Genomic DNA, 26,949 nt, shown 5'->3' with positions numbered 1-26,949 from the left:
GCTTGGTGGCGCGGGGGAGCGCCGGCTGCCGCCGTGGGTGGTGGTTGTCTTTTGAGGTGTTGGTTAGCTGACCAGGACCGGTTCGCCGGCCTGTTCGCCGGGCGGGGCCGGGTTAGCCGGTGTTGGACTGGGCGGTGTTGAGCTGACCGGCGCGGTGGAGCCGCGCTCGATCAGCCGGTGCGGCATGATCTTTGGCCCCAGGTCGCGGGAGCGGAGCAGCTTCTTCACGGCCATCCGTCCCATCTCCTCGAGCGGCTGGGCCATAGTGCTCAGCGGCGGGTTCACGTGCAGGGACGTGGAGGTGTTGTCGAAGCCCAAGACGGAGACGTGCTCCGGCACCCGGAGCCCGCGCCGCTGCAGTTCATTGACGACGGCGGCACCCATCTCGTCGCTCACGGCGAAGATCGCGGTGAGGCCGGGATCCTGCTGCAGCAGCTCGTCGACGCCGGCGGCGCCGCTTTCGTAGAAGAAGGTCCCGGTGGCGGTGACCGGCGTGCACTTGGCCTCGGTCATCGCGCGCAGGTAGCCGCGCTTGCGGGGCTGGCCGACGTAGATTGACGCCGGGTCGCCGGTCAGGAGGCCGATGCGCCGGTGGCCGAGCCGCAGCAGGTGACGGGTCGCGTCATAGGCTGCCTGCTCGTCGTCGATGGCCACGCTGGGGGAGCCGGACTTGTCGCTGATGGCGACGGAGATGATCGGGACGTTGGGCCCCAGCAGCTGCCTCGTCTCCGGCGTGATCACCGCGGAGATGAGGATGACGCCGGCGGCCCGGTACGTTCGCAGGGTCCGCAGGTAGCCGGCGATGTAGGCGGACTTGGCGCCGGTGCGGCCCAGCATCACGGCGTACCCACGTTCCTGGGCTTCCTCCTCCACGCCCTGCATTACCTGGGAGGCCAAGGCGTCGGACACCATGGGGGCGAGGAGCCCGATCACGGACGTTTGCCGGGTCTTCAGGCCCCGGGCGAGGTAGTCCGTTTCGTAGCTGAGGCTCCTGACCGCAGTCTCGACACGTTCCCGGGTTTCGTCGGAGTAGCCGACGAGCCCGTTGACAACCCGGGAGACGGTGGCCGGGGAGACGCCGGCGTGCTTGGCGACATCGCGGATGGTGACCACTGTTCCTCCTCCCTGAGGGTGCCTGCTGGGTTGCGTAAGCCGTAATGACGACCGTCACGCAAACGGTTTACGTAAACGGTTTCGTTCGGTGCAGGTTCAACAGTAAGGGGTGGGTGCGGGATCGCGTTGCGTTTCGTAAACGGTGGGCCGCAGCGGACTCGATGGCATTCCCAAATGTGCCCAGCCCGGCATCCCTGCACGAACGATTGGTGCCTATAGCTGACGAGGCAAAATGCGAAGGGCCGGCAAAGGGAGATGCGATCAGCGGCGTCCTGTTGCCCATGGCACTCGTCGAGCGCCGAGCGCTGCGGTGGCCAGGAGGATCAACTCCTGCGGAGAATTTGTACAACCGATTGCGCCGTGACTCTGAGCTTCTGTGACGTGCTCGGGATCGCGGGAACCAGCATAAATAACGAGGGGTGTCAGATCTCCGGCCTGACGCAAGCCGTCCAACAACGTGTATCCGGCTCGGGAGTCCCCGGGGCGACCCATATCGGAAATGACCAGGTCGTAGGAACGCTCTCGAAGCTGGCGTTGTGCGTCAGGTGTGTCGAGAGAGGTTTCGATGTGGATCCCAAGAGCCTCGAGCGCCCGGCGTTCGTAGAAGTTGTTGTCCGGGCGGTCATCAACCCAAAGTAGACGAGAGCCGTGGAGACGTTCGAAAGCTGAAACGTCGGGTACTGCATGCTCCACATCATCGGCGATGTCCTGCGCGTCGACTGTGGCCCCCCTCTGGTCACTAGCTGCCTTGTCATTCACAGCGGCGACCAGGTTGGCGGCAAGTTGGACCTTTACTTTCTGGAATGAAGCTTCTACACCTCCCGCTTTAAAAGTCACTTCGTCCGATTCGGTGAACTTCCGCATTACAGCTGGCCCGAACCTGAAAACAACAATGCCAATCAGCGTTGGCCATAGGAGGGCGTTAAGTAGGCCACCAATTGCAGAAATGAGCCCATTCACTTGATCTGCGTTCATTGATTCACTCCTGACAACAATCCGTGCGGACTCGATCGAAAGGGCCCCTGACCAAAATTCCCTCGTTCACGTGCTTGAAAGTCGATCCCGTATGACGTCGCGGTTTCTACTGTATGCCGCGGCACCGTCTCTGTCGGCCGCCGCAATGCGGATGACAGGCGGGAGTCCCATGGCAGGCGCTGCCAGATCTCGGAGAGCATCGTAGTAGGCGCGCTGTCGCTGGCGACCGCCTACTCCGAAGGCTGCCGCAGTCTTGGTGCGGAAATAGGCATCGGCTTCCCCAGACAGGTGCTGGCAAAGTCGACGATATGTCTCCGCGTCATAGCCCAAGGCCACGTGGCTTGGGTAAAAACTGAAAGTTTGGAGGCGGAAGCTTGTGAAGTGCTGTGGCTCGTCGATCTCAATGTTCGTTCCCGTCTCCGGGTGGATAAAGTCTCCGGGCATAGCAGTTGGGCGCTTCGCTGCCTGCTCGGCTGCGTTGCCCCCAAGAGCCAGGAATACGTCGTGGAGCGGGCGCACCACGGAATCAGCCTGAGGTGGGAGCCCGAAATGTCCCCGCTGATTTATCCAAGGCTTCGTGTAGCGCAGGAGGTCCAACCCGTCGTCTCTTGCCGAATTCCAAAACGCGCTTTCGCAGTCCCCTACAGCCATGCGGAAGACTATACATCTTGGAAAGCGGTGCTATTCGTCATTTGTCCCTCCAACGAAATACCCTGGCGCAGTGACTGATTTCATTGGGGGAGGGGTAGCCAAGGAGCTGCCCGAGGGATTGTATGAGCTTCTCAGGACGGACGCGCTCGGTAGCCTACTAGATAACGAACCGGGACTGCGACCGGTCTTCGACCGCGTCGAGGACGACGTTGCTCCGGACGTCCTGTCAAGGCACGTCGCAGCCGCCGTGCGTCAAGCGCTCACTGCTGCCAAGCCAGATGAACGGGTCGAACTGGCCAACCGCCTTCTTGGCGAACTGAACCACACCGACACTATCTCTTCCGGCCCGCTGCAGCTTCACTCGCTCCACCGAGCGGAGGGGCTTAAGCGAAGGCAGATCCGCCGACCCAAGACAAAACTCAGCGACTCTGCCCTCCTGACCAACAGCAAAGACGATCCAAATCTGGCTGCGGAGCTACGTACTGAGATTGAGTCCGCCGACACCGTTGACCTGCTCTGCGCCTTCGTCAGATGGACCGGGCTTCGCCTTCTCGAACCCGCCCTCGAGCACCTTCGGGACCGCGGCGTAAAGCTCCGCGTCATCACAACCACGTACATGGGTGCCACCGAGCGCCGGGCCATCGATGAACTGGTCCAGAGGTATGGCGCTGATGTGAAGATCAGCTACGAAACCCACTCCACCCGTCTCCATGCCAAGGCGTGGCTGTTCCGGCGCAACTCCGGCTTCCACACTGCCTACGTGGGCAGCTCCAATCTCAGCAGTGCGGCCCTCCTCGACGGCCTGGAATGGAACGTCCGGCTCAGCTCGGTCGCGACGCCGGCCCTCCTGCAGAAGTTTGAAGTCACTTTCGACAGCTACTGGGAACAGCGAGCTTTCCAGAGCTATGACCCGGACCGCGATGGCGAAAGACTAGATGGCGCCCTCGCGCGTAACGGCGGGAAACTCACCACGGCTCCTAACCAAAACACTAGACTCGAGGTCCAGCCCTTCCTGCACCAGGTCGAGATGCTCGAGGATCTAGAAGCGGAACGGGACAAGGGGCATCACCGCAATCTGCTTGTCGCCGCTACCGGCACGGGCAAGACCGTCATCGCGGCCCTGGACTACAAGCGCCTCTGCGAAGAGGCCGGCCGTCAACTTACTCTCCTGTTCGTGGCGCACCGACAGGAGATCCTCAGGCAATCCCTCCGCTCGTACCGTGATGTATTGCAGACGGGCTCCTTCGGTGAGCTGTTCGTCGGCGAGAACAAGCCCAAGGCCTGGAAGCACGTCTTTGCCAGTGTCCAGTCCCTTGCAGCGCTGGGGACGGACAAAATCAAGCCGGACGACTTCGACGTCGTCGTCATTGATGAGTTCCACCACGCCGAGGCGCCCACCTACCGCAGACTCCTTGATCACCTCCGTCCGCTGGAACTCCTTGGACTGACAGCCACGCCGGAACGCGGCGACGGCGTCGACGTTGCCAAGCAGTTTTTCGATGGGCGACGGGCGAGCGAACTCCGGTTGTGGGACGCGCTGGATGCGGACCTGCTGGTGCCCTTCCACTACTTCGGCGTCTCGGACGACGTCGATCTCAGCCGTTTGGAGTGGAAGCGTGGCAGCTACGACGTCGCCCAGCTCGATGCGCTCTACACCGGCAACGAGGCACGTGCCGGCAAGGTGATCCGGGAACTGCGTGACAAAGTCACCAGCACGGCGGACATGCGTGCCATCGGCTTTTGCGTCTCGGTTCAGCATGCCGTCTACATGGCCGAGGTTTTTAATCGCGCCCGCATCGCCTCGGTGGCGGTGTCCGGCAAGACCGACGACAGCGAACGCGCCCTCGCACTGCAGCAGCTGCGGGACCGCACGATCAACTGCATCTTCGCCGTCGACCTGTTCAACGAGGGTCTTGATCTGCCCGAAGTGGACACCATCCTGCTGCTCCGGCCTACGCAGAGCGCCACGATTTTCCTGCAGCAGCTCGGCCGCGGCCTACGCAGGGCCGACGAAAAGTCCGTGCTGACCGTGTTGGACTTCATCGGCCAGCAGCGTCGCGAGTTCCGCTTCGATCTGCGGTACCGCGCCTTGACCGGCTACGGCCGTAGGGAACTCGAGAAGGCTGTCGAGGACGAGTTCCCCTTCCTGCCCTCCGGCTCGCAGATCGTGCTGGACAGGGTGGCGCAGCAGGTGGTCCTAGACAACATCAAGGCGCAGCTGAGGTTCAACCGATCCCAGCTGGTGCGGGATATTGCCTCCTACGGGGAAACGGAGCTGGAGACGTACCTCGAGAAGTCGGGGACCGAGCTAAAGGGCATTTACCGCTCGACAAAGGATTCCTGGACTGGCTACCTCCGGCTAGCGGGTTTGATCGAAGGGTTTTCGCCGGCCGAGTCTGTCATTCGGGGAAGGATTCACGAACTCTACGACGACGCGGAAAAGAAACTTCTGGCCAGGATGGTCCGGCTGATCCATGTCGATGATCCCGAGCGGGCCGAGGCGTACTCCCTGCTTGTCGCCCCGGAGGCGCCCCGCTACGAGGAGCTCGGTGGGCGGGAACAGACGTTCGCCCGCATGCTGTTCTACACGCTCTGGGACGACGGCGGCGGGTTCAAGTCGTACGACGCCGGCCTGGACTATCTACGCGGTTACCAGCTTGTCTGCAGCGAGATCCGCCAGCTCGTGAAGCTCGGCGTTGCCGCCTCCAGGCATGCCGCGAAAGGCCTCGGCGCCGGACTGCAGCACGTCCCGCTACTCTCGCACGCCACCTATAGGCGCGAAGAGATCCTGGCCGCACTGCAATACGGATCTCTGGAATTGGGGAAGAATGTCCAGCACCGAGAGGGCGTCGCCTGGTGCCAGGCCACTTCAACGGATGCGTTCTTCGTTACCCTGAATAAGGACGACAAAAACCACACGGCGACCACGATGTACAAGGACTACGCGATTAGTCCGGAGCTCTTCCACTGGGAGTCGCAGAACACCACGTCGCCGAGCAGCCCAACGGGCGAACGGTACCTGGACCGAACCTCGCACGGTTCGAAGGTCCTGATCTTCACCCGGGACACGTCCGAGGACGAGACCGGGCTAACTGTTCCATACACTTGCCTCGGCCAGGTGGACTATGTGCAGCACACGGGGGAGAAGCCTATCGCGATCACTTGGAGACTACACCGGGCCATGCCTGCCGACGTCTTTGCGACGGCAGCCGCTGTGGCGCAATAGGTCCGGCATATAACCTAAAGCGTGGTTCCCTGCCAGCAGGTAGCTCCGGTTCGTACGCCCGTATGGATGAATATCGCAGCTTGGTGCAGGATTGGCGTGCGGGCGGGTGCCGCGCCCGGTTCCACATCAGTGAGCTAACACGCGGCCGAAGTTAACTGCACTTGCTTCAACTATTCGCAGCCTAGGCCGTCGCCATTGCGGTCCAAGCCGTAGATGTCGCTTCCGACGACAGTGACGGGCCCACGTACGTATGCTGGACCGTTGCCGCTTCCACCTGCGCAATCCACATCCGAAGCAATGGGTACGCACGCACCTGAATAGTTGGGATCGCATCCAGAGGGAGCCGCAGGGGGCGCCGGGCGAACAGGGGTTTTTGCTTGCGCTGCGGCTGCGGCTGCGGCTGCGGCAGCCGCGGCCTGCTGGCGTGCGGCTTCGGTGGCTGCTGCCTGCTGGCGTGCGGCTTCGGTGGCTGCTGCCTGCTGGCGTGCGGCTTCGGTGGCGGCGGCCTGTTCCTGTGCAGCCTTCGCTTCTTGGGCGGCTTTGTCAGATGCAGCCTTGTCGGCGGCGGCCTTAAGCGCTAGCGCGGCGACCGCTTGAGCGTCCTTGACTCGCTTTGATGCGGACTGTTCCATCCACAGCAGCTTTCCATCTTCGGCCTTCGTGCAAATAAAAGTTGTCTGCTGGTGCATTTCACTCGAATTTTCGGAAGAACAGGAAACAGTTGCTGGCGCAGTAGCTGTCGCCGACGGCGTTGGAGTTTCTGCGGCCGGCGTTGATGCTGACGGAATGGACTGTGAAGACGCAGCTTGACCTCCGCATGCCGTAAGTGCCAGGAGAGCAACGCTGGCTACGGCCCCGATCTGTACTACGCGACCGGATGACGAACGTCGTTTGTTGTCAGCAGTCGGGACCGCCATGATTCGGCCCGAAAGTCCAGCATAGCTGCGCCCAACACGTGTATTCATTTATTCCCCCCGCAATGAGACCTTCACGAAACTTCCTCACGGACATTAGCATTGGCTGCGAGCGCAAAGTAGAGTTGTCGGCCTAACAATATTTGTCATCTGTCCTGTCAAATTATCGTCAGCTTTGGTGAGCATCCGATCCAGGGTGCCTGCAATCCAGCCAGATCCAGTTCCCGAAAGCCACTTGCATCCACTAATTACCGACGGTCGAGGACCACAGCTGCGGGTCATATCGGTAATGGATGACCGAGCACCTAGGAATATTTGGACTGCATGACGAATCCCTTTAGCTATGCTCGAGGGCGTCGCCTTTATCTAGTAGGTGCGTTTGACTGCTATCCAGCCGTTACGCGGTGATGCCGAGCAATGTCAGAAGTTCCGTGGCCTCGTCGCTTCGAAGGCCTCGGAGCGTGGAGACTTCTCCGCCGAGTAGCGGGGCCACGGTGAGAATCTTGTCGCCTTCACTGGGTCTTGGCCGAAAGAATCCCCGGGGCTTCGGCTTCCGCAGACTCCGATTCTCAGGCGAGCCGCCATTTGCCCATCACGCCGCGAATTTTAGACTCCTCGGCGGAGCTCTTCAGGCTCTGCGCGTGGCCAATAGGCTGGCCACGCGGCGACCAACGTGCTCAGTTGTTCCCGGCCCTTCAGGCGACCCGCGCGAGGCCTAAGGATGTCCTCGCGTGGGGAAGGTTGAACCCCGAAGCACGATGGATTCTTCTAGGTGCGCCGTCGGACTGTTGCGAATCTGGTTGGAGGGAAGCGCTCGGTAGCGCCAGCCTTCGCGTCTCTTCCTGTAGGTCTTGCTCCGCCAGGGCCCGCGCAAGTACTAACCGCGTCCTCCGTTGGCAGAACGAGAGTGCCTCTGACTGCTGTAGCTTAGACCGGGGCAGCGAAGTCCCATCCAGTTTAAAAATACGGGGGTAGAAGGCGTGGACGGCATCAATCTAGGGCTCCGCTGTCAGGACGTGCACTCGGGGGTTCGCAACGTGGACCCCAATTCCCCGCTCCTCAGTCCCTTGAACGACACCCGTATCATCGGTATGGCTGCAACGGTTGCGGGCCTTATACGTGGGCGAGATGTTATTCAGGACGGGCAAGCGCTGATGACGGTCGCGGCCGCCCAACTAGACGTCAGCATGCTGTCCTTTGATTCCGTGATCCGTGTACTTGAAGACGTAGATTTTGTCCAAGGCGTACAGCGGACCGGCGGAAAAATCACGTCGTTTACGGAGAATGTCCCATTTTACGAAAACCTTTACGAACGGCTGGGTGAGTCGTGGAAGGAGCGCCAGCCAACCGAGATTGAGCAGCAGCTATTGACGGTCGTCGATGGACTCTCCGGGGCACCTGTGGCGGTAGAGGACATAGAGAACAAGTACGGGCTAGACCGGGCTGACCTGACCCACGTCATGGAGGTAGCTAAAGGCGGCGGACTAATCCAAGTCCTGAGCACTACTGACGGGGACATCGCCTACTCGCCATTTTTCGGATTTGAGAATCCGGAAGTCTTGACCGAGCTTGTCAACGACCACGGAAGCGGGCAACTGAGCGACGAGTTCGATGCTGTTCGAAGGCACCAGGGTCTCGCAATCTCAAAGGAACAGTACCCACTGATATCCGATGCCATTGCTCGAGGGCTTGTGATGGCGCCAGCAGTGCAGCTTCCGGGCGGGAATACCCAAGCCTTTGCCGCACTGCCGTACGTGCCGGACAAGAGGCTTCTCACAACCCACAAGGCCGTTCTTGACAAGGCCTTGACTGTGCTTGCTTGTCTACGTTGTGCTGAGTTCGACGGAGGCCACAACAACTTGTCGCAGAGCGCCCTCGTGTCTGTGATCAACAAATTGTTGGACAAGAACCGAGGTTTCCTCGCCCCGCACAGTTCCCACGAAAGACAGTACAACCTCATGTATCGTGCGGGACTTATAGTTTTCGACCCGGATTCAAAGCCGGGAGGCAACTGGAAAGTGCCGCGTTTTGTCGACACTGAGGATAACCGGGCTGCATTGATTTTAGCTAGAGACCTGATCACACATGGTGAGGGCGTTCAGACGCGAGTGAGCGATCAGGACGCTCGAAGTGCGTTGGATGCCGGCAATGCCTACGTAGCTCCTATGCAGACCATGTACCGCAGCAGGCAGAGCGCCATCCAGGATCCGAAGCACTTCTCGCAAATATTCGAAGCAGCGATGGGACGGTTCGTATAGTGTCGGAGCTTGATCTCGGACTAAAGGTAGGGACGCGGCGCCTTTTTTGGGACATGGGCCTGTCGACGCGTCTGGACGTGGAGCTGAGAGGGCACAAGGCAGCGAGCCAACGCGGAGGTGCTCAGTCTTTCACCGATCTCGACGTCCTTGGCATCTCGGTTTCGCCCGATGTCCGCATAACCACCCTGATAGCCGACTGTAAGACGAGCAAACGCGACAGCACGTCGCGCATGTTTTGGGTCAAGGGTGTCGCTGAGTTCTTTGGGGCAGACCATGCATATTTGGTCCGAGAACACGAGGTGACTGACGCTGCGAGACAGCTATCAGCCAGACTCGGCATTGGCATACTCACTAGTCCAGAACTCGCGAGGTTGCAGGCGATTCACGATCCCGGTCCCAGTGCTGAAACACCAGGCCTCGACGTCCTTTTTGATCGACGGGCCGTGGCTAGTCACCTGAGCGCGTTCAACGGGTTGAATAGCAAACTTGCCCATCTGCTTGAGTTCTCCCAGTTCGATTACTGGGTGAACGAGCCCCACAGAAACCCGACTCAGCTTGTCGCCCACCTCGCAAAGGCAAGCAAGCTTCTGAACCCTTCAGATCCTGCGCACCGCGCTGTCTTCCTGGATCTCTGCTGGCTTTACCAGTTAAGCCTGACCCGTGTCACTGGATACGTGCGCGGCGGGTTTCTTGGCGACCCCGACAGGGCGGTTCAGGAGTACATCTTTGGGGGGGCTGCAGGGCTGGACGAGAAGCGCGTTACAGCTGCCCTGCTAAACCATGCACGTCCAGCAGGGACGCCGGAGAGGGGGCATCTCCCTGCTTATTTTCGGCCGATGCTCGAATTGATCACCCGACTTCTGAAGCGTCCGCAGCATCTTCAAACCTCCCTTCGGTACGTAGAAGTGGCTACCGCATTCGCGACGGCCGGGAACGCAGAGGCCATACCCGTAGCACTCAGGCCCGGAGTCTTTGACCCTATCGCCGCAAAGCTCGCGGCAGATGTTTGCGGTTTCCTCACAAGCGTTTGTGATCTCGACCCCAGATTTCGAGGTCATGCTCGTCGAGTGCTGCTGGGGGAGGAACAGTCCACTTCTCCTCCAGCGGCCGGCGCTGCCAACAGCACGCCACCGGGTCTTCTTGATTCCCTTGCAAAGCGGACGCCACCATCTGCCGCTCATTCGAACACCAGCCTCCCACAGTTGTCGCTTTTGGATCTAGAAGACTGGGAGCCCGATGATAGCTACGAAGGACATTCCAGCGGAGACCTAGCCAATGATTCGGAGGGGTGACCCGGGTCTGCTGATGATGACCCAGGTCCGTTACGGAGGCCGAAGCCGAAAGTCAGCTGACTCCGAGGCTGTGGCGCGCCTCTGCAGGTGCGGCAGGAATCTTTCGTGACCCTCCGTAAACGCCGCCATCGGCTTACAGCGTGACGCCGTGGCCTTCTCCCTCGTAATGAGAAGGTCGCCAGTTCGATTCTGGCAGGAAGCTCGGAGAGAACCCCCAGAAATCATCGATTTCTGGGGGTTCATTGCTGGCTCTTGACAAAGCTGTCTTCCTGAGCATTCCCTCTATTTCTGACCAATTCCCATGGTCTTCGTCACCTTTTCGTCACGTCTGATCGAGGTCACCTAGTGATGATGCGGCCTGCGAACCGACATAGCCGTGGCCGCGTGCAACCCTAGCTCCACTTCAAATTCCCGTGGACGCTAATGCCGATGTCCCCCAACCGCCGGACCCGCATGGCGTGGCGTAATGTGCCAGCGAGCCGGCAGTGCACGTGCGCCAAGTGGTCGGCCAAGCTCAGTTGGTTGGCCTCTGACAAGATCCAGATACACTGGTCCACGACTTGTCAAGCAAACGGCGCCCTGGTGCGTGGAAGGTGGGCACCTCGGTGAACGAGTGGGGATTCGGCGGGGAAATTAAGTCGTGGTGGGACGCCTTGATATCCCAGAACCCCTCGTGGGGACTGTCTCGTTGCAGCATTGAGGAGTCATCCGACGGGAGCGCCAAACGGTCCGACGTCGTACTCTACGACGACTCGAGCCAGGCCCTCCTCGCCTTAGAGCTGCGCTTGCCGGACCACCCCAATCCGTCTCCGCACGCAATCGATAATATTGACAACGCACTTATGAAGGCTTTGCGGCTTGGGGCGCGGTGGTCGGCGACCACGGATGGTCGCGACTTCGTCCTCCTGGATAACCGGAAGGACGGCCCGACGGCAACCCGCGGGGTCCCAGTCCCGCCCATTCGCATACCTGCAACCCGCGAATCTCTGGACGTCGCCAGCACACGGGACCGTATCAGGCAAGCATGGGAAGAGCTTCTTGCGACACTCGCTCCCGTACTGACGGGGTCGACCCAGGCAGCCGCTGTGCCTGCCGACGAGTTCTTTGTGGAATCGCTGCGGGCGTCGCTGGTCCGCCCCGTAGTCGACATTCGCGATGCGATATCGACGAGGATCGAAGCCGACACTGAGTTCAGGCAGAGTCTCATAAAGTGGATGGTGGACGAGCAGGGTTGGCCTCACGATCGAGACCGCTTTGACGAAGAGATCGCCAGGGTAGCTCAAGTGGCTACCTATGTCTTTGCGACGCGGCTCCTCTTCTACACAGCGCTGAGGCGTGCTCAACCTGCTTTGCCCGCATTGTCTCTTCCGGCCGACGGCCACCCGTCCATCTCCCAGGCTGTTGTTCGGAGTACGTTCGACACAGCTCGTGAGGTCACGGGCGACTACGAGACCGTCTTCTCCTTTGACGACATTTGCCGGTACGCCCTGATAAGCAACCTTGCCTGCAAGGGTTGGATAAAAGTCATAGACCTTTTGGATCACTTCCGTTTGGAAGAGATCGGCTATGACGTGCTTGGAAAGCTCTTCGAGCGGCTAATCGACCCTCACGAACGATACGAGTGGGGCCAGCACTACACAAACCCAGACGTTGTGGATCTGATGCTGTCGTTGGCTGTTCCGGACGGCCGCGGGGTCGTCCTAGACCCCGCCTGTGGCGGTGGGACGTTCTTAGTGCGTACTTATGCTAGAAAGAAGCTCTTTCACCCGGGGCAAAGTCATGCCCAGCGGCTTCGAGAGATAGCAGGAAGCGATATCTCGGCCTTTGCGGCCAGCGTGGCGACAATCGGACTTGCCTCCCAGAATCTCGAGTCGGGTGCCAACTACCCTCAGGTCCGGGAAGCTTCCTTCTTCCGCCTCGCTCCGGGTAAGGAGTTTATTAGCCTCCCCGACGGCGCGGGAGGCCGCGAACTGCGAACGCTGGATCAGATCGACGCAGTCGTATGCAATCCTCCGTACATCAGGTACGACATGATCGGTGAAGCCCGTCGGTTTGAAGCGGATGCTGTCTACAAAGATGGGCACAGAGGCTTACCTCCACTGAGGAACAGGTTCAACTACCACCTGTACTTTTGGTTCCACTCTGCCAACTTCCTGGCCCCGGGGGGAAGGATGCTGTTCATCACGTCTGGCGAATGGCTCGACTCCGACTATGGCGGACAGCTACAGGAATGGCTGCTCAACAAGTTCTCCATAGAAGCAGTAGTGGAGTCGATGGCCGAGCAGTGGTTCAGCGAAGCTCGTGTCGGAACTGTGGTACTTAGCCTTCGAAAGCTCCACAAGGATGAGGACCGTCGGCAACTCAAGACTCGCTTCGTGACGCTGCGGGCCCCGTTGCGAGAGCTTTTCGGGCATTCAGCGATAGAAAACACTCGGGAGCATTTCGAATGCGTAGACGCACTTCGGGATCGAATACTGGGCCTGGAAGGTAGCGGTGAATCGTCAGAGTTGGACCATGCCGTAATCCGGCAGGAGGAGCTACGTGCACTGGGCATGGATGCAGACGGCCGTTACAGCCAGGTCACATGGCGTTCCCGGTTCTTGAGAGCACCAAAGCTCGCGTTGAGGTTGGCAGAGCGCTCGGACTTCGTTCCTGTCGGTGACATTGGTAAGGTCCGGCTGGGGCTGAAGACCGGCGCGGATTCCTTCTTCTTCATGCAGGTATTGAAGGGAGGAACGGCCGCCAATCCCCTTGTTGGGGGAATGACGGGGTGGTCTGGTCGCATCAATAGGGACGATCTGCTGCCAGCGCTCCAGAACCCGCGCGATCTTGATATCCCTGACGGAAGACGATTCCGCCCAAAGACTGCGAACGTCCAGAACAGATACCTGTACCCCCGTGAACACAGCCGCGGCGCAGGATTGCGCGCATACATTCGCCATGGCGAGAATCAGAGGGTTCACGAAAAGGCGCTCGTTCGACAAAACGCCACCACTGGCGCCTGGTACAGACAAACGAGGGAGATCGTCAGATCTCGGTGGGTCCTGCCGTATAACTCCGCATACGACTACTTCGCTGTCGACAATGAGGCGGGCGCAGTCCTCAACGGGCGATTTGTGGGCGTTGACGGGTTCGAGGGAACGGACGTTGACCTTCTAGGCGCGGTGCTCAACTCGACGTTCGCGATAATGACTCGGCTGTTAGTTGGAACATCTACAGGCAACGAGGGGGCCTTTGACCTGGGGCCGCCTGCGGTTCGGCTGATCATGGTTCCTGATCCGCGACGAATGACAGATCCCACCAAGAACGAAGAAGTGCGGACCGCACTTGACGCAATCCGATCCACGGATCGTGTCCCGCCTGCACCGAGTTCAACTGGAGCCGTGGACCCGGCGCGCCGGCGGCTTGACTACGCAATTCTCGTTGCGCTCGGAATCTCCCCTGGCGATGCAGCAGTCCTGCTCGACGAGGTTTACGAATCTTATGGTCGTTGGAGGGCTGCCGTTGAGGCTGTCGAGGACCAAGTCCAAGCCAACCGGCGAGCTCTCGGGAAAAGAGGTGGGCAGCGGTCGGTCGATCCCGCCTCTCGCGCCGCGCGTGACGTTCTCGCTGAAATTGCGGACAGCTACTCCGCAGGATTCTTGGAGCTGGTTCAAAGCCCGATCGAATTAATTGATGCAGTGGCGCCTCCCGAGGACGATCAACAGGCCCTGCTTCCGCTGACTGTCGTGAAAACAACTGACGGGGAAATCCTCGATTTGGCTCACACCTCGAGAGTTTCCCTCCTACGCCTGTTTCGAACGCTACGCTGGGCCGGTCCTGTGCCGTTGCCTTTGGATGGGAGCAGATGTCTGCGATTCATCGAGAATTTTCACGTTGTCGCTGGTGCCGTATTCGAAGACGCCAAGAGGCGAGCACGCTATTACCTAGGCGAGGACTTGTCTGAGAGCGTGGCCGTTGCAGTGCAGGCGTCCTGGGTCTCCCAGGAACTTGCGAAGCTCAGGTCACCAGAAGACATGGGACCAGTTGACTTTAGCCCTGCGCAAATGACTTCGTCGCCCTCTCTGTTCGACACGGATGGGCTGGTGCCGCCCGCCCCTATTCCTTCCTGAATGGCCTCACACTGGGCTCCGCACAACCGTCTTCCTTGTCCTGCAGCGCCACCGGTTCATCCTGCTTGGATCTGCCCACAACACAAGTCAGGCCACTACGGCGTCTAGGCTGCTCCGCGCCATATGGACCCTCGGACTACAGGTCCCGACGCTCATTGAGGTGATCATCGCGGAGCCGCTAGACGACAGCGGCGCCGCTGTTGGCCACCCCATCCGCACAAGCGATCGGACGATATTTGCCGTCTGCGATTTGAGGCCGCCACGTCAACCCAGCAAGACCGGCACTTGTTGTCTGTCTCTCTGGCTATAGTTGGTTCACACACCGGACGGCGTCAGACGGCAATAGCCTTCTAAGTGCCAACGAACATTGGGGAAACATTGACACAGGAAGCCACGACGAGCGCCGCACAGGATGCTTTGTTTAGCGAGGAGGACTTTTTGGAGTTTTCTCCGTTTGACCCTCTGGAATTCAAAACTACGCAGGCCAGTGACGCTGCCTTCGGCGCCCTAAAGCGGGAGATCTCCAACATATTGAGTTCCTACGTCGGCTGGTACGACCCGTTCTGTGAGCTGATCCAGAACGCGCTAGATGCGGTAGAGGCTCGAATGGCTCTCGAGAAAGACACTGGTACTGACCAGGGATACCAGCCCGCCGTGCGCGTTATTGTGGATATCGACTCCAACTCGTTGACCGTGACGGACAACGGCATTGGTCTTGACCAGGAGAAGTTCCAGCAATTCCTCGCGCCAAACTTCTCGTTCAAGACGGAGAGCGGAAACACCCGCGGTCACAAGGGCGTAGGCGCCACCTACGTTGCCTATGGCTTCAATTACATGCGCGTGTCAACTCGCACACCTGGCTTCCAGGCCTCCGGCCGCATTCGCAGCGCCCGGACTTGGCTGACAAAATCGGGGTCCGGCGGCAATCCGAGGGTTGAACCCGATGCTTCAAAGTACAACGACCCTTCCTTTGCTGAAGTTGATCGCGGCGTGTCGATCACAGTCAGGTTTGATGACGACACACACCCGAAGAAGCTTGATTGGCTTGGCGCCCAGGACGCCAAAACATGGGCCAAGATTCTGGCCGTCAAGACTGGCCTGGGTTCCGTCGTCGAGGACGAGGCGCTCAATGTAACGATCGAAGTCATCCGTAAGGGTGAGACCACTACGCATACGAGCCAGGGTACGAAGTACCTGTGGTTGCACGACTCCGCGCCGAAGACGGCGAGGCTGCGTGATATCAACAAGACGGCCGACGATCTCTACAAGAAGCACGGTGCCGTGAGGAAGCTTCCGGACAAGTTTCGGAACCTTGATTTCATATACGAGTCATGGACTTCCAGCGAGATTTCCGAGCTCGTCGCAAGTAGCTTGGATGAGGATGACTTGGACGTCATTACCAAATTCGCGCCAACGGTCAGCATGGAGTATGGCTACACCGCAAAACTCTGGAATCAGTTCAACGCTTCTCTGAACGTCCGAAGCGGTTACAAAGTGTTGACCAGCGGCATCCAGCTCGCTGCCAACAATATGCCGCAGGGCGAAACCGTACAGGTCCCGCTCACAAGCAACATTGGACGCCAGAATCAGGTCCATTTTCTTTTCCACTTCGAGAACTACACCCCCGATCTGGGGCGTAAGGGATTTCATCGGGAACTTACCGATTTTGCAAAGGTCGTAGCCGCGTCGATCACCCAGAACCACGTCTCGAAGCGTAGGGACTCCCTCAAAGCCAACACTGGTGTGTCGCCGGACCTTATGCGAGAGATGAAGATCGACGAGTGGAAGAAAGAGATGTTGGCGCACGAGGTGAAGGACCCGCTCAGCTTGTCCAGCGAACACTTCTTTCGACCGACAGAACGTGTTTCCATAACGTCGGTGCCGACCCGAGAACAGGATGTCATTGCGCTGTTCCACCAGCTCATAGCTGGAGGTGTCATACGTGGTATGCGCATCATGTCAACCAATGAGCGCTTCACCTACGATGGCCTGTTCAAGATCGTCTTCGATCTTGCACCGGAAATCTATGTGTACGATCCCGTTACAAATCCGTTGGGCGTTCCCAAGGAAACGGCTGAATTCTTTGCCGGGAAGACTCTCGCCCCAAACATCTTGGAGTACAAGTATTCGCTCGACGGACTCATCGAGGACTTTGACAACCAGGATAAGAACATCAACGACATCAACCTTGCGATCGCGTGGGATACGGGCAGCGCCTACAAAGAGCGCTACGGCATCACGTCGCTCCTGATTCCAGAGAACGCCGACCAGCGTCAGTATCACGGAGTGACCCATACGCTCTACGACATCGAGACCGGAAACAAGCACTGCGAACTGGTCATACTTAGCGAACTGATTGACTACCTGAACGACCCGGAAAAGACAGCAGAGCTACAGCGGGCCAAATACGAGTAGGCATTCGACCGGGGCCTCGGGGATAGGTTTACGGCGGCAATCGTATGCCCGAGGCCCGGCGGGGTAACTCTGCACATCCGCCGCATATGAACCTGGAGTGAGCCATGACTGAAGAACTACGGCTTCCCATAAACCCCGAAGGTACGGTCGGAGTGGGTGTTATCGACGGCGCTTACGGAGAAGCTTCCTCCACTGAGGAGATTAGGCAAGAGGTACAGTCCTACCTTTCTAGATCGGGCCTGCATACCAGCCCCATGTCATTCAAGGGCACGGGCAGCGCCGCAGGAGACTTCCTCTGGGCTGTGGGAACCGGGCTTGCTACCGATGTTCTTATTCACATATGGATGAGGACAAAGGCTTTCATAGCGACCTGGCGGGGGCGGAAGGAGGAGCGAATGCTTCGCGCGCATCGGAAGGACTGCACGTTCAGCTTGGAGACAGAAGAGGAAGCTCACGCGATTCGGTTGAGCTACTTCTCTTGTTGCCAGGCCTGCACGACCATATAGCCCAGGTCTATCCGAACCGCACGTACTCGTTCGTCATATTTTCAGCTACACCGTCCGATAAGTTCATCCAGGTGGTCTTGAGAGACTATGACTCGCTACAACGGACTGTGCGTCAAATGGCGAGAATCATTCACAGAACACCTGAGAGTGAGTACATGGCCCTTCATCTACAAGATGGGCCGTTCGGGTCTAGGCGTGTGACATACAACGTCGTCTAGGCGTGACTGTCAGATCCTTTGGCCAGGTAACGATACAACGTGGCGACGGAGACCCCAAGGGCGTCGGCGATCTCTTTTGGGCTCATGACTGTCGCCGGCGGCGTGCAGTTGCTTCGCCCGGGTGACCTTCCCGCTGTCCAGCAGCTTGGGCCTCCCCCCGTTGCGGCCGCGTGCACACGCCGCCGCAAGTCCGATGTTCGTGCGTTCCCGGAGTAGGTCACGTTCGCATTCAGCAAACGCCCCATAGATACCAGCATGAGCTTTGCCTGGGCGCCGTTGCCGTCGGTGCCAAGCATGGGGTTATCCAGCACGCGGACCCCCACACCGTGCTCCGCCAACTCCAGGAACAACTGGACCAGATTGCCGAGGGACCGCCCCAAGCGGTCCAGCTTGGCGACCACCAGCGTGTCGCCTTCCCGTAGGGAGGCCAAGCACTTGGTGAGCCCCGGGGCGCCCCGGCTTCGCCCCGTTCACGCCATGATCCCGGAACAGGTGGCGGGGGTCAGCCCTGACCCCCGCCGCTACCAGCGCGTCGAGTTGCCCATCGGCGTTCTGATCTGCCGTCGAGACTCGCATATAACCGACCAGCGCCATTCCCATCCCCATTCTCACCTGGTCGTAGTGTCGTCACAAAGCATGCGCACTTCTTTGCTGAGGGCTTCAGTAGGCACCTGAGCGAGCGCCCGTCCGTCTTTGACCTTGAGGTTTTGCTGGACGATCAGACCAACTGGAAAGTGCTCAACAGTATTGAGATCCACACTGAGATCATGAATGAAGTGAGGTACGTGGCCTACAGCAACAACCCTGGCTTCTGGCAGGACGATTGGGAATTGGCGCGCCAAGAACACCGTGAAAAGCTCGCCGTGAACAGAGCAACGCTCGCCGCGCGACGCGATGCCAAAGGCAACGATTCATAGTCCTTGCCGCGAAGGCCTAGGGGCGGGGGTGGGCCCCCGATGGGTTCCCCAACGTCCCCGCTCCGAGCTTCAGGCGCACATCCAGTGGATTACGTGCCCTCGCAGATGCTCACACAGACGTTTCGAGTTGACTAACCCGCAGCTCTACGGCATCCCGTTCCAGTCACAAGTGCGCAGGGTGGAACAATCGTTGTCCTGTTCTTCGACGACCCGAAATGGAACGAGCGGCCGGGCCGGCAGCGTTCCATTTCATGTGCTTCCTGCGAGAAATCAAACGTGGCCATCAAGGGCCGGTCTTCACCATCGACCTAAGACAGTGCGGCGGTATCGAGTAAAGCGCACGTTCACCGTCGACCAGGTGGCAGGGCAATCGCTCGCTTCGATAGATCAGCCGCGATCCGAAGCGGGCGGGCGGCCTCTGGTTCTCCCTCCCTGCCATCCGGGAACGGCGTCGTCCAGGAGTTTGAGTTTCGCAGGGGCGAGTTCGCCGCGGCGGCGTTTGTACCGCTGGGTGTGGATCCACACTCCGAGGGTGTGTTCACGGTCCGAGTCGGTTTTCCGGTGCCGTGGCCAGTCGTTGCCTTCTTCTCGGAAGTCCACGAGCTGGGCAAGGCGGCGGTGCCAGCGGGCTTCATCCTCAACTTCCTTGCGGTTTTCCAGCCACCCCGGCACCCGGGAGAGACCGGAGCTGTAGGCCGGGTCCAGGGTGCCTGCGGCTGCTTCGCGCCGGCGCTCGGACAGCCACCGCGCCATGGACCTTTCGCCCCGGTCGCCAGAACGGCCTTCAGGCAGCCGAGCTTCGGCCAAGACCCAGGAGAGGATCTCGTCCATTCGGGCGAGATCCGTAGGCGAGGGGTGCCGAATGCGCGCGGCGGCGGAGACGGCCTGGTGCTCGGCCTCGAGCCCCGGGTCTTGGCGGCGGGCGATTGCCAGGTGGTATCCGACAACGGCAGCAGGTACGCGCACGAGGGCAGCGATGCGTTGCCGGCTCAGTCCCAGCCGGTACATCAGCACCCATTCAGCGTCAGGAGCGCGTCGCAATCGCCTGTCCATAATGGACTCCATCCTGCCACGGTCCTCCCAAGGGTGGTCGCAAAGCCGCCGGTCGAAAGCCATGATTATCGAGCAATGGAAGAAGATTTGATGCGATTTTGTCGACGGGCCCGCGAGCGGGGGACTTGCCAATCACGTTTCAGATCGAAGCGGTATTGATGCCGGAATTGCGAAAGCAAAAGGGACGCTCCCGATTTCAGCAGTCAAGTTTCCTTCGGTCTGGGGCAGCGAGCGGCGGCCCTGGCCCGCAGCGGTCCTTTGGCTACGTTGGGCCTTAAGAGGGGTTCCGGGCGGCGACCAGCGTCGCGAGCTAGACGAGGACGGCGAGGGCGGCGTAGCCGGCGGTGATGGCGGGGAGGCTCAGGCCCCGGCTGGCCTGTCCGGCGATGAGGCTGGGGACTGCCGACCCGGTGTAGGAGATGGCGTAGATGACCGCGAGCAGGCCGGCGCGCTCGCGGGGGAGCGCCTCGTGCAGGAGGGTGTTCATGCTGCCGGAGGTGGCGAGGCCCATCCCGGCGCGCCGTGCGGCCGCCGGCGTAAAGCGTCCGGCGATGGAGGGGCCGAACGAGGTGAAGTAGCCGCCGAACGCCCAGGTTGCCACAAAGATCCCGGAGGCGAGCGGCAGGTAGGGGCGGGCCGCCGTCGGGACGCCGAGCCGCGGGATCAGCGAGGACCAGGCGCCGGGCGTGCGGGCGACGGTCTCGGGGCGGGTGGCGAGGGCGGCCGCGCAGCCGAGGAGGAGCACGGCGAACACGCAGTGGGTGAGGACGCGCGGGGCGGGCGCGAACTCGACGAGGAGTCCGGAGAGGAAGACGCCGAGGGGGAGTCCGACGGTGGCGGCCGCAGTTGTGACGGCCGCGACCAGCCACCGTGGGCGCCGGGGTGCGGTGTCCACGATGTAGGCGCCGATGGCGCTGGAGGCGAGGCCGGCGGCAAGCCCCTGGAGGGACCGGCCGAGCAGGAGGGGCAGGAAGCTGTGGACCCACAGCAGCGTGAGGCAGCCGGCGGCGGCGAGCAGGAGCGCGGCGATCGAGACGGGGCGGCGCCCGCAATGGTTGGAGAGCCGGCCGAGGACGAGCAGGGCGAACACGGCGCAGGCGAAGTAGGCGACGGCGACCAGCGAGAACTGGTCATTCGTCAGGCCGTCGGCACGCCGGTAGGTGTCGTAGAGGGGGATCGCGGCGGCGCCGGCGGCGAACACGGAGACGAACGAGACGGTGGCCGCGACGAAGCCCCGCTCCTGGGCGGGGGCGGTAGAGGGGGCGGCGGCACGGGCGGGGCGGGGCTGTGTTTGGGTCATGGGCTTTCTGGATTGGGACGGGTCTGCTGGTGTCAGCGGTTGACATAGCCCAGATGTTGGTCGTTGTAGCGCTCGCCCTGCACGCCGATCCGCCGCGCGAGCGCGTCGAGGTCGGCGACGTCGTCCGCCGAGAGGGCGACCGATGTGGCGCCGGCGTTCTCCTCGATCCTGGCCGTGCTGCGGGTGCCCGGGATGGGCACGATCCACGGCTGCTGCGCGAGCAGCCACGCCAGCGCGATCTGCGCGGGCGTGGTGCCCTTGCTGCGGGCGAGGCCGGCGACGTGCTCGACGAGCGCGGCGTTTGCGGACCGGTTCTCCTCGGTGAAGCGGGGGATCGTGGCGCGGACGTCGCCGTCGGCGAAGGTGGTGGCCGTGCTGACAGTGCCGGTGAGGAAGCCCTTGCCGAGCGGGCTGAACGGCACGAACCCGATGCCCAGCTCGGCAAGCGTCGGAAGCACCTCGGCCTCGGGGTCGCGGGTCCACAGCGAGTATTCGCTCTGGAGGGCAGTCACCGGCTGCACCGCGTGCGCCCCGCCGGATGGTCCCGGCCGATGCCTCCGAGAGCCCGAAGTGCCGGACCTTGCCTTCCGTGATCAGCTCCCCGACGGTGCCGGCGACGTCCTCGATGGGAACGCCGGGATCGACGCGGTGCTGGTAGAACAGGTTGATGACGTCAGTGCGCAGACGCTTCAGCGAGGCGTCGGCGACGCGGCGGATCTGCTCGGGCCGGCTGTCCAGGCCCACGCTCTTGCCGCCCTCGATGCGCCAGCCGAACTTGGTGGCGACCTGCACCTGGCCGCGGATCGGTTCCAGTGCCTCACCCACCAGCTCCTCGTTCACGTACGGCCCGTACACCTCGGCCGTGTCGAAGAAGGTCACCCCGAGGTCGACGGCGGAGCGGATCACGGACGAAGCCGGCTGCGGTATCCGTCCCGCAGCCTCAGGCTGACCGCTGCTCTCAAGAGCATCTGCCAGAATGGCCGGCCTCATCGAGATGCCGCCGCCTGAACCACCTGAGCTGGAGCCGGACAAGATCCGGGCCCTGATCAACTACGCGGACAAGATGGCCACATTCATGGAGGCTGAGACGGAACTGGCCCGTGAACTTGGCAGAGCAGCTCCGGAGAACGACCTGAGCGAACTTATCGAAGGCTGGAAGTTCACCGCGCAGGGCCTGCGGGACAGCTACGGCGCGCGGTGCTGAGACTGGACCCGTCATGGTCCCTTCCGGCGTTCCTTGGCGGACGGGTCACGCTTGCGAACGCGTTCAGCCAACTACTCCTACGGCCTACACCTCCAGCCGGAACACCCACAAGAGCACATCCTCGCCGGGCACGTACCAGTCGCGGGCCGGAACCCTCCGGAAGCCCAGGGATTCGTAGAGGCCATGGGCCCGTTCCATGAACGTCGCACTCGTGATACTGATCGCCGTGATGTCCGGCAACGACCGCGCATGGTCAATGACCCGGCGGACAACGGCACGCCCCACCCCGTTGCCCTGGACAGCCGGATCAACAGCGAGCATCCGGAACTCCAACTCATTCTCGCGGGCGATCTCGCTGTAGGGCTGCCCCGCGAAGGTCGGCGTCACCGCCGCGACCACCGCGCCCGCGGCGTCGGCCACCCACACCTCGGCATGCTCCGCCCTGTGTTCCACGTTCTCCAGCACGCTCATGTACGGGTGCCCGGCGGTGAAATGACCGGCGCGGAGGTACGCGTCCCGGGTGATTCTCAAGACCTCGGGATAATCGGCCGGCCCGGCAGGCCTGAAATCCAGGTTCACCGGCAAGCAACCTCAACGTCAGTGGCCCGGGCAATGTACTCCTCCAACGAAGCCAGCGCCGGCTGGGACGAAGGATCACCCACCGCATCCGCGCCCACAGCATTCGCCACCGCCAGTGCGCGGCCGTAAGGAAGCCCCGCCCGGATCGCCAGGACCAGGGCCGCGCAAAACGCGTCACCGGCACCGACAGTGTTCGCCACCGGCACGGATAAGGCCGGAGCCTCCGCCACCCGCCGCCCGCGCTCCAGGATCGCCGACCCGTCCTTGCCGTACGTCACCGCCACCAGCTTCGCGTCGGCCAGGGCCGGAATCAGCTGGTACTCGCTCTCATTGACGATCACCAGGTCGCACCGTTCCAGCAGCTCCGCCGGCAGGTCCATCGCGGGCGCGGCATTCAGGACGAAGAAACCTCTCGAGCGCCGGGCCGCTTCCAGCACCACGGGCAGGCCCACCTCAAGCTGGCACAGCACCGTTTCGTCCGGACCAAACGAAACGCCCTCCAGCGAGAACCCGGCGTTCGCGCCCGGGCACACCACAATCTGGTTCTCGCCGTCGCGGTCCACCACGATCAACGCGGTGCCGGTCGCGCCGCCGTCGAGCACTGCCACATCCGCGGTGTCCACTCCCGCGCCGGAAAGGGACTCGACCATCAGGCGGCCCTGGGCGTCGCTGCCCACCGCGCCGATCATCCGGGCGCTCCCGCCCAGCCGGGCCGCGGCAACGGCCTGGTTGGCGCCCTTGCCGCCCGGCTGCTGCTGCAGAACACCGCCGCCGATGGTCTCGCCGGCGGTGGGAAGCCGGTCCGTGGTGGCGATGATGTCGAGGTTGATGCTGCCGACGACGGTGACGGCAGGAAGTCGTGTGCTCATGAAAAGTCCTATCGGGTCGAGCCGGGGTCGGCTGGATTAGGAAATAGTGTACGGCATAGTTGTACTTGCGTGTCATACGTGGTTGTATAACAACTCACATCCTAAAGGCAGGACCCGCCTGCAGAACAAAGGAGTTTGATGTGAACACCCCAGCAACAGTCGCCACGTCGCCGCCAGCCGCCGTCGGAAGCCAAACCGGCGAGGACGCAACAAAACTCGGCGGCCGCCGCGCCGCCCCCCTGATCTCCACCCTGCTGCTCGGCGTGCTGTCCTTCCAGCTCAACGCAAGCATGGTCACCCCGGCGCTGCCGCAGATCGCGGCATCCTTCGGCCAGGGCCCCGACAGCGCAGCCCCCGTCCAGTCCATGTTCTTCCTCGCCGGCGCCATCGCCGGGCCCGTCATCGGACGCTGGAGCGACTTCATCGGACGCCGCGCCGCCCTGCTCCTGGTCCTCGGCATCATGGGCGCGGGAACCATCCTCTGCATCGCCGCCCCCACCCTGCCGCTCCTCATCACGGGCAGGTTCCTGCAGGGCGTCTCCAGCGCGGTCTTCGCGCTGGCCTACATCGTCCTGAGCGAAAACCTGCAGGCCCGCGTCTTCGGCACCTCCGTGGGCATCATCGCCGCCATCAACGGGGGAGTGGGCGGCGCGGACGGCTACGTCGGCGGCCTCATGGCCGAAACGCTCGGCTTCCGGTCCATCTTCGTCGTCGTCCTCGTCCTGACGGCCATCGCCGCCGCCTGTATCATCAAAACCGTCCCGAAGGGCCGCCCCCAGGGCGTCCGCGGCGCGATGGACTGGTGGGGCGCCGGATCGCTCTCCCTGTTCCTGGTCTTCATCACCTACTTCGTCTCCGACGGCTCGGCCGCCGGCTGGACCGCACCCAGCACCCTGGCGCTGCTCGCCGGCACCATCGCGTCCTTCGCCGCCTTCTGGATGATCGAGAAGAAGCGGAGCCACCCGCTCATCGCCGTCCACCACCTGCGCTCCCGCCAGGTCTGGCCCGTCATCGCCACCACCGTCCTGACCCTCGCCGGCATCTTCGCCATCATCAACTTCACCGTGGTGCTGCTCAGCCAGGACATCCACCACGGCTTCGGGCTCAGCGCCTCCCTGTCGGCGCTGCTGTTCCTGACCCCCGCCGCACTGATCGGCGTCTTCGCCGCACCCGTGGCCGGCTGGCTCGCCGACCGGCGCGGCTGGATCAAGACCCTCCGGGCGGGAACCGGGCTGAGCCTGGCCTGCGCTGTGGTGGCCGCCGCGTTTTCCGACAACCAGACCGCCGTCCTGATCGCCGTCGCGGCCCTCGGCATCTTCTACAACGGCTTCTTCCTCACCGCCATCAACGGACTCTCCGTCCTGCTCTCGCCCAAGGAAGCACCCGCGGCCCTGCCCGGCATCAACGGCGCCTCCTTCGGCATCGGCGCGAGCCTCGGCGTGGTGCTCGTGGCACCGTTCGCCGCCCAGGCCACCTCCGCCGGCTACGCCACCGCCCTCTGGATCTCGGTGGCCATCACCGCGGCGGCCTTCATCGTCAGCCTCTTCGTCGCCGCCCCCAAGGGCGAAAAACTCTGATCCTCCTTACCTCCACCTACTGAAAGAAGAACCACTCCCATGACCAGTTTCCCGTTTTACCTCGACTGCGACACCGGCATCGATGACGCCCTCGCCCTGGCCTACCTGCTCGCCTCCCCGCAAGCGGACCTCCGGGGGATCGGCACCGTCAGCGGCAACGTCAGTGCCGCCGTCGGCGCCCGCAACACCCTGGACCTGCTCCAGCTCGCCGGGCACGCGCACGTCCCCGTCGCCCTCGGCGCGCACGACCCCCAGGCCGGCACTTTCCACGGCGGAGCGCCGTGGGTGCACGGCGCCAACGGGATCGGCGAGGTCACGCTGACGACGGCGGCTGCCGGACTCGCGCCGGAAACCGCGGCGGAGATGCTGGTCCGGCTGGCCCACGAACACCCCGGCCAGCTGCGGATCCTGGCCATCGGGCCGCTCACCAACATCGCCGAAGCGCTGCGTCTGGACCCGGGATTGCCCGCGCTGGTGCAGGGCATCACCATCATGGGCGGCGCGGCGTTCGCGCCCGGGAACATCACCGCCGTGGCCGAGGCCAACATCGCCAACGACCCCGAGGCCGCCGCGGACGTGTTCGCCGCCGACTGGGACGTGACCCTGGTGCCCCTGGACGTCACCATGTCCAACGTGCTCGAGGAAAGCCACCGGCAGGAACTGCTCGCCTCTGCTGGTGCTGTGCCGCAGGCGCTGGGGGAGATGCTGGGCTACTACTTCCGGTTCTACGAGAGCCAGTTCGGCCGGGCCTGCTCGGCGATGCACGACCCCCTCGCCGCGGCCCTCGCGGTGGGCGGCGTCAGCGCGGCGGTGGCCCCGGTGGTGACGGTCGACGTCGACACCACTCTTGGGCCGGGACGCGGGCAGACCATCTGCGACCTCCGCGGCCGTTACATGGACTACCCCGAGCAGCCCGGCGCCCGCTGCCGGGTGGTGCTTTCGCTCGAGGGTGATTTCGCACCGCACCTGGTGGAGGTGCTGCTGTCGGATTCTGAAGGTACCGTGCGTAGGCGCCTGACGGCATCTCGTGGGGTATAGGCTACGTGCCATGATGACCAACCAGCGCCTCAAGCCACTGCTCGAGCAGTACGACTGGGCGACGGAACGACTTCTCACTCGCCTCGCCGGGCCCACCAGCAACTCGGGTGATGACAGCGACGTCGACGTACCGGTACTGACGGACGCCGAGTACCTCTGGGAACCGGTCGCCGCGTGCTGGTCGGTACGGAGGCGCGCCGATGGGCCCGGACCGGGCGCCATCAAGCTCATCGGCGCGGGTGAGTGGGGGCGGGACGGCGCCCCCGAAAGTCCGTGGCCTCCGCCCCTCACGACGATCGCCTGGCGGCTTGACCACATCTCCGAGACGCTGTTGGGCCGATCCAACCACCTCGGGGGCGACCGAACGTTCGATCGAGCGACGTACGAATCACGACCAGATGCAGCCGGCGCTATCGAGAGGTTCCGTCAGGCCGCAGCCGACTGGCGCCGGGTGCTACTCAGTGTCGATGAGTCCGACTATGACCGGATCGGGCTAAGCAGCTACCCGTACGGCAGCGATGCCGAGGAGACGTTTCCGTCGATCGTGTGGTGGGAGAACCAGGAGATCCTGCACCACGGAGCCGAGATCGCGCTGCTCCGCGACCTCTACGTTCACCACGCTCAGTAGCGACGAGCGCGCACCGCGGACAGCTCAGCTGGCGGAGTCTCTACGTAGCCGGCAATCCATGAATGTGTCCCCCGTGGCGGATGGACCTCCCCGACCGCGCAGAG

The 26,949-nt window shown here is 62.2% G+C and carries 19 protein-coding genes and 3 pseudogenes; 11 read left to right on the top strand and 11 right to left on the bottom strand.

Annotated features, from left to right (window positions below; all coding sequences use genetic code 11):
• Window positions 1-63: 63 nt before the first annotated feature.
• Both ACFVTM_RS17165 and ACFVTM_RS17160 read right to left on the bottom strand, forming a co-directional pair.
• Window positions 64-1,113, bottom strand: a complete 1,050-nt coding sequence (locus ACFVTM_RS17165) for a substrate-binding domain-containing protein (RefSeq protein ID WP_390204912.1) — start codon at window positions 1,111-1,113, stop codon at window positions 64-66.
• Between the two features lie 261 nt (window positions 1,114-1,374).
• Window positions 1,375-2,088: a response regulator gene (locus tag ACFVTM_RS17160; protein ID WP_390204910.1), complete on the bottom strand. Its 714-nt coding sequence runs from the start codon at window positions 2,086-2,088 to the stop codon at window positions 1,375-1,377.
• Between the two features lie 757 nt (window positions 2,089-2,845).
• On the opposite strand from ACFVTM_RS17160, the gene ACFVTM_RS17155 reads away from it, so the two are divergent.
• Window positions 2,846-5,965 carry a DUF3427 domain-containing protein gene (locus tag ACFVTM_RS17155; RefSeq protein WP_390205088.1) on the top strand — a complete coding sequence of 1,040 codons (3,120 nt, stop codon included), beginning with the start codon at window positions 2,846-2,848 and terminating at the stop codon, window positions 5,963-5,965.
• 170 nt (window positions 5,966-6,135) lie between these two features.
• On the opposite strand, the gene ACFVTM_RS17150 is transcribed toward ACFVTM_RS17155, so the two are convergent.
• Window positions 6,136-6,654, bottom strand: coding sequence for a hypothetical protein (locus ACFVTM_RS17150; protein WP_390204908.1), 519 nt, complete (start codon window positions 6,652-6,654; stop codon window positions 6,136-6,138).
• A gap of 1,205 nt (window positions 6,655-7,859) precedes the next feature.
• Between ACFVTM_RS17150 and ACFVTM_RS17145 the strand changes: the two genes are divergently transcribed.
• The 5 genes from ACFVTM_RS17145 (at window position 7,860) to ACFVTM_RS17125 (ending at window position 17,462) form a co-directional block, all read left to right on the top strand.
• Window positions 7,860-9,137 carry a hypothetical protein gene (locus ACFVTM_RS17145; protein ID WP_390204907.1) on the top strand — a complete coding sequence of 426 codons (1,278 nt, stop codon included), beginning with the start codon at window positions 7,860-7,862 and terminating at the stop codon, window positions 9,135-9,137.
• Window positions 9,137-10,429 (top strand): hypothetical protein, encoded by a 1,293-nt coding sequence (locus tag ACFVTM_RS17140; RefSeq protein ID WP_390204905.1) that lies wholly within the window; start codon window positions 9,137-9,139, stop codon window positions 10,427-10,429. Before ACFVTM_RS17145 ends, ACFVTM_RS17140 begins: the two co-directional genes overlap by 1 nt.
• 1,085 nt (window positions 10,430-11,514) lie before the next feature.
• Window positions 11,515-14,541, top strand: coding sequence for a class I SAM-dependent DNA methyltransferase (locus ACFVTM_RS17135; RefSeq protein ID WP_390204903.1), 3,027 nt, complete (start codon window positions 11,515-11,517; stop codon window positions 14,539-14,541).
• 354 nt (window positions 14,542-14,895) lie between these two features.
• Window positions 14,896-16,956 (top strand): hypothetical protein, encoded by a 2,061-nt coding sequence (locus ACFVTM_RS17130; RefSeq protein ID WP_390204901.1) that lies wholly within the window; start codon window positions 14,896-14,898, stop codon window positions 16,954-16,956.
• A 104-nt stretch (window positions 16,957-17,060) separates the two neighbouring features.
• A complete protein-coding gene (locus ACFVTM_RS17125) occupies window positions 17,061-17,462 on the top strand; it encodes a hypothetical protein (RefSeq protein ID WP_390204899.1) in 402 nt (133 codons plus the stop codon).
• Between the two features lie 214 nt (window positions 17,463-17,676).
• Here ACFVTM_RS17125 and ACFVTM_RS17120 read toward each other — a convergent pair whose 3' ends face one another.
• The 3 genes and pseudogenes from ACFVTM_RS17120 to ACFVTM_RS17110 form a co-directional block, all read right to left on the bottom strand.
• Entirely contained in the window at window positions 17,677-17,766 is a 90-nt protein-coding gene (locus ACFVTM_RS17120) for a helix-turn-helix domain-containing protein (protein ID WP_390204897.1), read from the bottom strand.
• A gap of 136 nt (window positions 17,767-17,902) precedes the next feature.
• Window positions 17,903-18,111, bottom strand: a pseudogene (locus tag ACFVTM_RS17115) (recombinase family protein); the annotation flags it as partial.
• Window positions 18,112-18,202: 91 nt separating this feature from the next.
• Window positions 18,203-18,256, bottom strand: a pseudogene (locus ACFVTM_RS17110) (hypothetical protein); the annotation flags it as partial.
• A gap of 131 nt (window positions 18,257-18,387) precedes the next feature.
• Here ACFVTM_RS17110 and ACFVTM_RS17105 point away from each other — a divergent pair.
• Window positions 18,388-18,597: a hypothetical protein gene (locus tag ACFVTM_RS17105; protein WP_390204895.1), complete on the top strand. Its 210-nt coding sequence runs from the start codon at window positions 18,388-18,390 to the stop codon at window positions 18,595-18,597.
• Between the two features lie 387 nt (window positions 18,598-18,984).
• Here ACFVTM_RS17105 and ACFVTM_RS17100 read toward each other — a convergent pair whose 3' ends face one another.
• The 3 genes and pseudogenes from ACFVTM_RS17100 to ACFVTM_RS17090 form a co-directional block, all read right to left on the bottom strand.
• Entirely contained in the window at window positions 18,985-19,650 is a 666-nt protein-coding gene (locus ACFVTM_RS17100) for a helicase associated domain-containing protein (RefSeq protein ID WP_390204894.1), read from the bottom strand.
• Window positions 19,651-19,960: 310 nt separating this feature from the next.
• Window positions 19,961-20,950: an MFS transporter gene (locus ACFVTM_RS17095; protein ID WP_390204892.1), complete on the bottom strand. Its 990-nt coding sequence runs from the start codon at window positions 20,948-20,950 to the stop codon at window positions 19,961-19,963.
• A 32-nt stretch (window positions 20,951-20,982) separates the two neighbouring features.
• Window positions 20,983-21,940, bottom strand: a pseudogene (locus ACFVTM_RS17090) (aldo/keto reductase).
• Here ACFVTM_RS17090 and ACFVTM_RS17085 point away from each other — a divergent pair.
• A complete protein-coding gene (locus tag ACFVTM_RS17085; RefSeq protein WP_390204890.1) occupies window positions 21,927-22,154 on the top strand; it encodes a hypothetical protein in 228 nt (75 codons plus the stop codon). The pseudogene ACFVTM_RS17090 and the gene ACFVTM_RS17085 overlap by 14 nt on opposite strands.
• An 84-nt stretch (window positions 22,155-22,238) precedes the next feature.
• On the opposite strand, the gene ACFVTM_RS17080 is transcribed toward ACFVTM_RS17085, so the two are convergent.
• Both ACFVTM_RS17080 and ACFVTM_RS17075 read right to left on the bottom strand, forming a co-directional pair.
• Complete coding sequence (locus ACFVTM_RS17080) at window positions 22,239-22,733, bottom strand: GNAT family N-acetyltransferase (protein WP_390204888.1); 495 nt, start codon at window positions 22,731-22,733, stop codon at window positions 22,239-22,241.
• Window positions 22,730-23,602 (bottom strand): ribokinase, encoded by an 873-nt coding sequence (locus ACFVTM_RS17075; protein WP_390204886.1) that lies wholly within the window; start codon window positions 23,600-23,602, stop codon window positions 22,730-22,732. The genes ACFVTM_RS17080 and ACFVTM_RS17075 overlap by 4 nt, the downstream gene beginning before the upstream one ends.
• A 140-nt stretch (window positions 23,603-23,742) precedes the next feature.
• Between ACFVTM_RS17075 and ACFVTM_RS17070 the strand changes: the two genes are divergently transcribed.
• Genes ACFVTM_RS17070 through ACFVTM_RS17060 form a run of 3 tightly spaced genes read left to right on the top strand, consistent with a single transcriptional unit; the run spans window position 23,743 to window position 26,845 of the window.
• The gene (locus tag ACFVTM_RS17070; RefSeq protein WP_390204885.1) at window positions 23,743-25,179 is read left to right on the top strand and encodes an MFS transporter; all 1,437 of its coding nucleotides are present in this window, start codon (window positions 23,743-23,745) and stop codon (window positions 25,177-25,179) included.
• Between the two features lie 39 nt (window positions 25,180-25,218).
• Window positions 25,219-26,217 (top strand): nucleoside hydrolase, encoded by a 999-nt coding sequence (locus ACFVTM_RS17065; RefSeq protein WP_390204883.1) that lies wholly within the window; start codon window positions 25,219-25,221, stop codon window positions 26,215-26,217.
• On the top strand, window positions 26,207-26,845 hold the full coding sequence (locus tag ACFVTM_RS17060) for a DinB family protein (RefSeq protein ID WP_390204881.1): 639 nt from the start codon (window positions 26,207-26,209) through the stop codon (window positions 26,843-26,845). The genes ACFVTM_RS17065 and ACFVTM_RS17060 overlap by 11 nt, the downstream gene beginning before the upstream one ends.
• Window positions 26,846-26,949: the final 104 nt, after the last annotated feature.

Source organism: Arthrobacter sp. NPDC058130, from assembly GCF_042884475.1.
In the GTDB taxonomy this organism is placed as follows: Bacteria; Actinomycetota; Actinomycetes; order Actinomycetales; family Micrococcaceae; genus Arthrobacter.
This window is presented reverse-complemented; position numbering and strand designations above follow the sequence as displayed.

Coding starts and splice junctions, on each gene's coding strand:
- ACFVTM_RS17160 (WP_390204910.1), bottom strand. CDS start 2,088: ATGAACGCAGATCAAGTGAATGGGCTCATTTCTGCAATTGGTGGCCTA.
- ACFVTM_RS17150 (WP_390204908.1), bottom strand. CDS start 6,654: ATGCACCAGCAGACAACTTTTATTTGCACGAAGGCCGAAGATGGAAAG.
- ACFVTM_RS17125 (WP_390204899.1), top strand. CDS start 17,061: ATGACTGAAGAACTACGGCTTCCCATAAACCCCGAAGGTACGGTCGGA.
- ACFVTM_RS17120 (WP_390204897.1), bottom strand. CDS start 17,766: ATGAGCCCAAAAGAGATCGCCGACGCCCTTGGGGTCTCCGTCGCCACG.
- ACFVTM_RS17100 (WP_390204894.1), bottom strand. CDS start 19,650: ATGGACAGGCGATTGCGACGCGCTCCTGACGCTGAATGGGTGCTGATG.
- ACFVTM_RS17095 (WP_390204892.1), bottom strand. CDS start 20,950: ATGACCCAAACACAGCCCCGCCCCGCCCGTGCCGCCGCCCCCTCTACC.
- ACFVTM_RS17085 (WP_390204890.1), top strand. CDS start 21,927: ATGGCCGGCCTCATCGAGATGCCGCCGCCTGAACCACCTGAGCTGGAG.
- ACFVTM_RS17075 (WP_390204886.1), bottom strand. CDS start 23,602: ATGAGCACACGACTTCCTGCCGTCACCGTCGTCGGCAGCATCAACCTC.
- ACFVTM_RS17065 (WP_390204883.1), top strand. CDS start 25,219: ATGACCAGTTTCCCGTTTTACCTCGACTGCGACACCGGCATCGATGAC.